This is a genomic window from Pseudomonas sp. AMR01, assembly GCF_041946035.1.
GTDB lineage: Bacteria > Pseudomonadota > Gammaproteobacteria > Pseudomonadales > Pseudomonadaceae > Aquipseudomonas > Aquipseudomonas antarctica_B.
On record NZ_JAUTYR010000073.1, the window covers coordinates 1 to 7,515 of the forward strand.

Sequence of the window (7,515 nt, forward strand, 5' to 3'; positions counted from 1 at the left end):
CGGGGGGGGGGGGGGGGGCCCCGGCCGGGCGGCGCCCCCCCACACAACCCCACCCCCCCCCCCCCCCCCCCCCCCCCCCCCCCCCGCTCCCACATTTGTCAGGCGTGAATGCGCACCCAGACGCTGACCAGCACCGTCGCCGCCATCAACCACGCCACGGCCGCCACGGCGAGTGACGCCTCCAGGCGCATCCGGTCAACCATTACGTACAGCGTTGCCAAATACACGAAGTACGGAATGATTGACCACATCCCGAACACGATCGTGGTCTTCAAATCGTCCACCGAGCGGCCCTTGCCGACGATGTAATGCGCGATCAGCGCAAAGGTCGGAAACAGCGGCACCAGCCCGGCGATGTAGTAGTTCTTTGTCTTGGCCAACGCCGCCAGAATCAATACCACCGCTGCGCCGATGGCGGCCTTCAATATCAGATCCATCAGTGGCTCAGCCCGTATTTTTTGACCTTGTCGAACAAGGTGGTCTTGGCCATCCCCAGCTCCTGGCTAGCCTGGGTCAGGTTGCCGCCGCTGCGTTGCAATGCGTCGTTGAGCAGGTTGCGCTCGAAGGCTTCCACCGCCTCGGTAAACGCCAGGCCATGATTACTGCTGCCATTGCCGCTTTTCTTGAAAACCGGCAGGCCTAGGGCAAAGCGCTCGGCAACGTTGCGCAATTCACGCACGTTGCCCGGCCAGTCGTGGCTCATGAGGATCGAGACGGTCTGGTTATCCAGTTCCGGCACGCTGCGATCAAAGCGCAGGGAAGACTGCTGCAGGAAATGCTCGAACAATTGCAGAATATCTTCGCGGCGTTCGCGCAGGGGCGGCAGTTCCAGCGTGACGACATTGAGGCGGTAGTACAGGTCGCTGCGGAATTGGTTGGCGCGGCTCAATTCGTCGAGGTCGGATTTGGTGGCGGCGATCACCCGGCAATCCACCGCCACGCTCTGGTTGGAGCCCAGCCGTTCGAGGGTGCGCTCCTGCAATACCCGCAGCAGTTTGATCTGCAGGTTGATCGGCATGCTTTCCACTTCATCGAGGAACAGCGTGCCCTCGTGGGCATGCTCGATCTTGCCGATACGGCGTTTACCAGCGCCGGTAAAGGCGTTGGCTTCGTGGCCGAAAATTTCGCTTTCGAAAAGGTTTTCCGGCAAGCCGCCGCAGTTCAGCGCGACGAATTGGTGAGCGTGACGGCGGCTGAAATCATGCAGGCAGCGCGCTACCAGTTCCTTGCCGGTGCCGGTCTCGCCTTCGATCAGCACGTTGGCTGAGGTGTCGGCAACATTGGCGATCAGCTCGCGCAGGTTCTGCATCGCCTGGGAGCGGCCGATAATGCGGCCTTCCAGGGAGTCGCGTTCGGCCAGTTGGCGACGCAGCGACCAGACTTCCCGCGCCAGCCCGCGCTGCTCCAGGGCGCGGCGAGCCACGTCCACGAGGCGCTCGGGGGAGAAGGGTTTTTCCATGAAATCGTAGGCGCCGTTGCGCATCGCGCCCACGGCCATGGAGATATCGCCATGCCCGGTGATCAGCACCACGGGCAGGCTTTTATCCAGGGCCTTGAGGCGGGTCAGCAGCTCCAGGCCATCAATGCCCGGCAGGCGAATATCGCTGATGACGATGCCGGCAAAGTTCTCGCCGATGCGTTTCAGCGCTTCTTCGGCGCTGCCCACGCCCACGCTGGGGATGTCTTCCAGCGCCAGGGCTTGCTGGCAGCCGAGCAACACATGGGGGTCATCTTCGACGATCAGTACGGTGAGGTCGTCTTTGAGGGCTGTAGCGTCTGTATTCATGTCGACTCAGCTTTTTGAGCACCCACCAACGGCAGGCACAAGACAAAGGCAGTACCACCACTGGCCGGATGCTCCACGGCAAGGTTGCCGCCGGTGGCCGCCGCGAGGCTGGCGGAAAGCGTCAGGCCAAGGCCCAGGCCTTGTTCGCCGGGCTTGGTGGTGAAGAACGGTTCGAACAAATGTTTGCGTGCCTCGGGGTCGATGCCGTGGCCGTTGTCGCGCACTTGCAGGCGGTATTTGCCCTCGCTGCTCTGCCCGTCCAGCCAGAGTTCCGGGGCCGGTTGCGCCTGCATGGCGTCGAGGGCATTGCCGATCAGGTTGACCAGAATCTGTTCCAGGCGCGTCTGATCGATCTGCAAGTGGGCGTTGGCAAAGTCGCGGTGTACGTTCAACGACAGACCGTCCATGCGCGCGCCCAGCACCTGGAACGCGGCGTCCACGGCTTTGCCGAGGCTGGCTTCGCCCTGGTCGTCACCGCGCCGGGCAAAGGAGCGCAGGCTGGCGGTGATGCGGCCCATGCGGTCGATCAGTTCGTTGATGGTCTTGAGGTTGGCGCTGGCCGTGTCGAGGGCGCCGCGCTCCAGGAAGCGCACGGTGTTGCCTGACAGGGTGCGCAACGCGGCCAGCGGCTGGTTCAGTTCGTGGGCGATGCTGGTGGACATCTGGCCGATGGCCGCAAGTTTGCCCGCTTGCACCAGTTCATCCTGAGCGCGGCGCAGGGTTTCTTCGGCCTGGCGCCGTTCGCGGATCTGGCCCTTGAGCTGTTCGTTACTGGCACGCAGGTCGGCGGTGCGTTCGGCTATTCGTCGTTCCAGCTGGCTGTTGGCTTCCTGCAAGGCTTCCCGCGCGGCGAGGCGAGTGGCGATGACCTTGCGCCGCTCGTTCCAGGCAATCAGCAAAAATGCGACCAGGCCAAATGCGACTGCCACGAGGATGCCCTGGTTGATCGCTGCGCGGCGCAGGTCATTGAGCGGGGTGAGCAAAGTAAAATTCCACGGTGTGTCGCTCAAGGGCCGGGTTTGCGCCAGGTAGCTGACTTCGTGTTCGTCGTTGACCACTTCGCTGTTGGCGGGAAAGGTCAGTTTCTCGGTGCCTTCGTTGAGGCGCTCGCGGGCCAGTGGCTCCAGCTCGTTGAGTGTCGCCCAGTAATATTGCAGGCTGTGGGCCAGGCGATCCTTGGTCTCAGCGCTCAACGGGCGCACGGCCTTGAGGCGACGGGCCGGGTCGCTGGACAAAATGATGATGCCGTTTTCGTCACTCACAAACGCTTCGAGACGCGCGCGTTGCCAGCGCTCTTCGAGGGCTTCGAGGCGCACTTTGACCACGGCCACGCCGATGATTTTGCCGTGTTCTTCCAGGCCATGGGCCAGGTAGTAGCCGGGTTCACCGTTGGTGCTGCCGATGCCATAAAAACGGCCGGGTTGGCCGCGCACGGCGTTCTGGAAATAGGCACGGAAGGACAGGTCTTCACCCTGGTAACTGTCGGCGTCACGCCAGTTACTGGTGGCCAGCACGCGGCCGGTGGTGTCCATCACGTAGATGGCCCGACTGCGACTGCGTCGGTTCAGGCCTTCGAGGTAATCATTGACCGTCTGCCGGGTTTCCTGGTTCGGGTCGGCGAGCAACGTGGAAACACTGGACTCAAGTTCCAGCAGGCTGGGCAGGTAGGTGTATTTGCTCAGTTCGCTTTCGACGGTGCGGGCGTGCAGCTCCAGCTGGCGTTCGCCGTTGTCGCTGAGGGTGCGGATTCCGTAGTACTCACTGACCCAGAAGCCGATATAACCCAGGCCGATCATCAGGGCGATGGTCAGTGGCGGCAGGAACAGTTGGCGGATCAGGCGTGGTTTCACGGCAAGTGATGGCGGTGCGGCGCGAAATTGGTTGGGGTCGCATTTCATCACAGATGCCTTGGGTCAACCAGCGTTTGCCAGCCTGTGCGGTCCAATGTAGGAGCGGGCTTGCTCGCGAATGCGATCTGTCAGTTGATACTTCAGTGACTGACAGGCCGCTTTCGCGAGCAAGCCCGCTCCCACAATAGATCCGGTTTCTACAGTGGAAGCGCTGTAATGCTTAGTGCTGCAGGATTTTCTCAAGGAAGTGCTGCGCGCGTTCGGAGCGGGCGCTGATGTCGCCGAAGAACTCTTCTTTCGGGCAGTCTTCGATGATCTTGCCGGCGTCCATGAAGATCACGCGGTCGGCCACTTTGCGGGCAAAGCCCATTTCGTGGGTCACGCACATCATGGTCATGCCTTCGTGGGCCAGTTGCACCATCACGTCGAGCACTTCGTTAACCATTTCCGGGTCAAGCGCCGAGGTCGGTTCGTCGAACAGCATGACGATCGGGTCCATGGCCAGGGCGCGGGCGATGGCCACCCGTTGTTGCTGACCGCCGGACAGCTGGCCCGGGTGTTTGTGCGCATGCGCCGACAGGCCGACGCGCTCAAGCAGTTGCAGGCCTTTTTGGGTGGCTTCTTCCTTGCTGCGGCCCAGCACCTTGATCTGCGCGATGGTCAGGTTTTCGGTGATGGTCAGGTGCGGGAACAGTTCGAAGTGCTGAAACACCATGCCCACGCGCGAACGCAGTTTCGGCAGGTTGGTCTTCGGGTCGGCGATGGAGGTGCCGTCGACCACGATGTCGCCTTTCTGAAACGGTTCCAGTGCGTTGACGCACTTGATCAGGGTGGATTTGCCCGAGCCGGACGGGCCGCACACCACGATCACTTCGCCTTTTTTGACATCAGTGCTGCAATCGGTCAGCACCTGGAAGTCGCCATACCACTTGTTGATGTTCTTGATAGAGATCATACGGCAAACCTTTTTTGCAGACGCTTGACCAGCAGCGAGGCGGAAAAGCTGATGATGAAGTAGACGACACCGGCGAAGATCAGGAACTCGTTGGAGCGGCCGATGATGTCGCCGTTGGAGCGGGCGGAGTTAAGGAAGTCCACGAGGCCCACGGTGTAGACCAGCGAGGTGTCCTGGAACAGGATGATCGACTGCTGCAGCAGCAACGGGGTCATCTTGCGGAACGCCTGGGGCAGAATGATCAGACGCATGGTCTGGCCATAGGTCATGCCCATCGCTTGGGCGGCGCCCATCTGGCCCTTCGGAATCGACTGCACGCCTGCCCGTACGATTTCACAGAAGTACGCGGCTTCGAACATCATGAAGGCCACGACGCAGGATGTGAACGCACCGATCGGAGTGTCTTCGCCGGTAATCCAGCGCAACACGAACGGCACCGCCAGGTAGAACCAGGTGATCACCAGCAGCAGCGGGATCGAGCGGAAGTAGTTCACGTAAGCGCCGGCCAGGCGCGACAGCAGTTTGTTGGACGACAGGCGCATCAGCGCCAGCACCGTGCCCAACGCGATGCCGCCGACCACACCCATGACCATCAACTGCAAGGTCATGACCATGCCGTTCCACAGGCCCGGTATTGCGGGGATGATGCCGCTGAAATCGAATTCCATTATTTACCCCCCACGGAGATCAGGCCGGGCACGGCGACTTTCTTCTCGATCACGCGCATCAGCAACATCAGGCTCATGTTCAAGGTGAAGTAGATCAGCGTTGCCAGGGTGAAGGCTTCAAACAGGTTCGCCGAAAACTCTGCGGTCTGTTTGGTTTGCGCCAGCAATTCCATCAGGCCGATCAAGGACGCCACGGAGGAGTTCTTGAACACGTTGAGGAATTCCGAGGTAAGCGGCGGAATAATGATTCGGTAGGCTTGTGGCAGCAGCACGTTCCAGTAGATCTGCGGCAGCTTGAAGCCCATGGCGCGGGCGGCGGCCTCCTGACCACGTGGCAGCGCTTGAATACCGGTACGCACTTGCTCACAGACGCGAGCAGCGGTGAACAGTCCCAGGCACACAACAACACTCAGGTAGGCCGAGGTGGTCGGGTTGAGGTCTTGTTTGTACCAGTCCTGCAGGTTCTGCGGCAGCATGTCGGGTATCAGGAAATACCAGATGAACAGCTGAACCAGCAGCGGTACGTTGCGAAACAGTTCCACGTAGCAGGTCGCGATGCCCGATACGATGCGGTTGGGCACGGTGCGCATGACGCCGAGTATGGAGCCCAGCAGCAAGGCGATAATCCAGGCCACGATGGCGATGGCGATGGTCCAGCCCAGCCCGGAGATGTACCAGTCGAGATAAGTCTCGCTGCCCACGCCGGTGGACTTGAAGAATACGCCCCAGTCCCAGTTGTAATTCATTAGGGTCTCCCCTCGAGATCGATCAATGTACAAGCACCCGCTTGGGGAAGATCCTTTCCCGCCTGACGGTGAACGCCAGGCACACGCGATCGGCTCGAAAACCGCCAGGTCGAGTGTTCCAAATTAAGCCAGCAGGTAGTAACAGACGCCTGAGGGAGGGTTGGCTCCCTCAGGAGATAAGCTTAGTCAGGTATCAGATTTTTACGTCCGGTGCCGGCTTGTCGCTTGGGTTGGCGATCAGCTCTTTAACTTTCTCGCTCATCGGGAAGTTCAGGTTCAGGCCTTTTGGTGGAATCGGGCTCTCGAACCATTTGCTGTAGATCTTGTTGATTTCGCCGGATTTGAACAGGGCGACGATGGCGTCATCCACGGCTTTCTTGAAGGCCGGGTCGTCTTTACGCACCATGCACGCGTAGGCTTCGAAGGACTGCGGAGTACCGGTGATGACCCAGTCGTCCGGCTTCTTGGCTTTGGCTTCTTCACCGGCCAGCAGGGCGTCGTCCATCATGAAGGCTACGGCGCGGCCGCTTTCCAGCATCTGGAAGGATTCGCCGTGGTCTTTGGCGGAGATAACGTTCATGCCCATTTGCTTGTCGGCGTTCATCGCTTTGATGATGCGCTCGGACGTGGTGCCTGCGGTGGTCACGACGTTTTTGCCTTTCAGGTCGGCAAAGTCAGCGTAGGACGGCTTGCCATCCTTGTCTTTCTTGACGAGCAGACGGGTGCCGATTTCGAAGATGTTGACGGTGAAGTCGACTTGCTGGGCGCGTTCGGCGTTGTTGGTGGTGGAGCCGCACTCGAGGTCCGCGGTGCCGTTCTGGATCAACGGGATACGGGTTTGCGAGGTGACCAGGTTGTACTTGGCCTTCAAGTCGGGCTTGTTCAGGTCTTTTTTCAGTTGCTCGACGACGGCGAGTTGTACGTCGTGGGAGTAGCCCACGGGTTTGCCCGAGCCGTCTGCGATGTAGGAAAACGGGATGGAGCTGTCGCGGTGCGCGAGAGTGATGGTGCCGGAGTCGTTGATTTTCTTCAGTGTGCCGGTGAGTTCGGCGGCGAAAACTGGAGTGCTGATCAGAGCAGCAGCGATAGCTGCGCCCAGGATATGGGGAACGATGCGCATCAATACTTCCTCGACATTTGTTTTTTTTATGAAGCCAGATGAACGGCTCTCTTGTGCTGCGAATGCCCGTGACGGCTCCTGAGGCGTCTCGGGTAAACGTCTGAGAGTGTAGAGCATGAGTCGTGCCACACCTGGGGTGATTGGTTATCTGATTGATTTATATGGGGATTAAGTTTGTGTTACAGGGGGAGTGTGGGTGGGAGGTACGGTTTACCGAATGGGTTTGGGGGGTGGTGTTCGGGAAACCGAATGGGGATGGGGATGGGGGTGGGGGTGGGGATGGGGTTGGGTGAATATCCGTTGCTGCGGTTATGGCTGCTTAGGGTTCCGCTCTTACAGCGGCTCACTTTTGGAAAGACCCAAAAGTAAGCAAAAGGTCTTCGCCCCACC

At 60.1% G+C, this 7,515-nt stretch carries 7 protein-coding genes; all 7 read right to left on the reverse strand.

The annotated features are described in order from the left end of the window. Positions 1 to 98: 98 nt before the first annotated feature. Positions 99 to 428, reverse strand: a complete 330-nt coding sequence (locus Q7C20_RS26420; RefSeq protein ID WP_375071154.1) for a GlpM family protein — start codon at positions 426 to 428, stop codon at positions 99 to 101. A gap of 8 nt (positions 429 to 436) precedes the next feature. Next, complete coding sequence (locus Q7C20_RS26425) at positions 437 to 1,786, reverse strand: sigma-54-dependent transcriptional regulator (RefSeq protein WP_375071150.1); 1,350 nt, start codon at positions 1,784 to 1,786, stop codon at positions 437 to 439. Continuing rightward, positions 1,783 to 3,684 carry an ATP-binding protein gene (locus tag Q7C20_RS26430; protein ID WP_375071151.1) on the reverse strand — a complete coding sequence of 634 codons (1,902 nt, stop codon included), beginning with the start codon at positions 3,682 to 3,684 and terminating at the stop codon, positions 1,783 to 1,785. Before Q7C20_RS26430 ends, Q7C20_RS26425 begins: the two co-directional genes overlap by 4 nt. 172 nt (positions 3,685 to 3,856) lie before the next feature. After that, positions 3,857 to 4,591, reverse strand: a complete 735-nt coding sequence (locus Q7C20_RS26435) for an amino acid ABC transporter ATP-binding protein (RefSeq protein WP_375071152.1) — start codon at positions 4,589 to 4,591, stop codon at positions 3,857 to 3,859. After that, the gene (locus Q7C20_RS26440; RefSeq protein ID WP_348062096.1) at positions 4,588 to 5,259 is read right to left on the reverse strand and encodes an ABC transporter permease subunit; all 672 of its coding nucleotides are present in this window, start codon (positions 5,257 to 5,259) and stop codon (positions 4,588 to 4,590) included. Before Q7C20_RS26440 ends, Q7C20_RS26435 begins: the two co-directional genes overlap by 4 nt. After that, positions 5,259 to 6,005, reverse strand: coding sequence for an amino acid ABC transporter permease (locus Q7C20_RS26445; RefSeq protein WP_375071153.1), 747 nt, complete (start codon positions 6,003 to 6,005; stop codon positions 5,259 to 5,261). Before Q7C20_RS26445 ends, Q7C20_RS26440 begins: the two co-directional genes overlap by 1 nt. A gap of 193 nt (positions 6,006 to 6,198) precedes the next feature. After that, positions 6,199 to 7,125 (reverse strand): glutamate/aspartate ABC transporter substrate-binding protein, encoded by a 927-nt coding sequence (locus Q7C20_RS26450; protein WP_348062098.1) that lies wholly within the window; start codon positions 7,123 to 7,125, stop codon positions 6,199 to 6,201. Positions 7,126 to 7,515 lie beyond the last annotated feature (390 nt).

What these genes read in the sequence shown, in the direction of transcription:
- Q7C20_RS26440 (WP_348062096.1), bottom strand. Translation starts at nt 5,259, where the DNA reads ATGGAATTCGATTTCAGCGGCATCATCCCCGCAATACCGGGCCTGTGG.
- Q7C20_RS26445 (WP_375071153.1), bottom strand. Translation starts at nt 6,005, where the DNA reads ATGAATTACAACTGGGACTGGGGCGTATTCTTCAAGTCCACCGGCGTG.
- Q7C20_RS26450 (WP_348062098.1), bottom strand. Translation starts at nt 7,125, where the DNA reads ATGCGCATCGTTCCCCATATCCTGGGCGCAGCTATCGCTGCTGCTCTG.
- Q7C20_RS26425 (WP_375071150.1), bottom strand. Translation starts at nt 1,786, where the DNA reads ATGAATACAGACGCTACAGCCCTCAAAGACGACCTCACCGTACTGATC.
- Q7C20_RS26435 (WP_375071152.1), bottom strand. Translation starts at nt 4,591, where the DNA reads ATGATCTCTATCAAGAACATCAACAAGTGGTATGGCGACTTCCAGGTG.
- Q7C20_RS26430 (WP_375071151.1), bottom strand. Translation starts at nt 3,684, where the DNA reads ATGAAATGCGACCCCAACCAATTTCGCGCCGCACCGCCATCACTTGCC.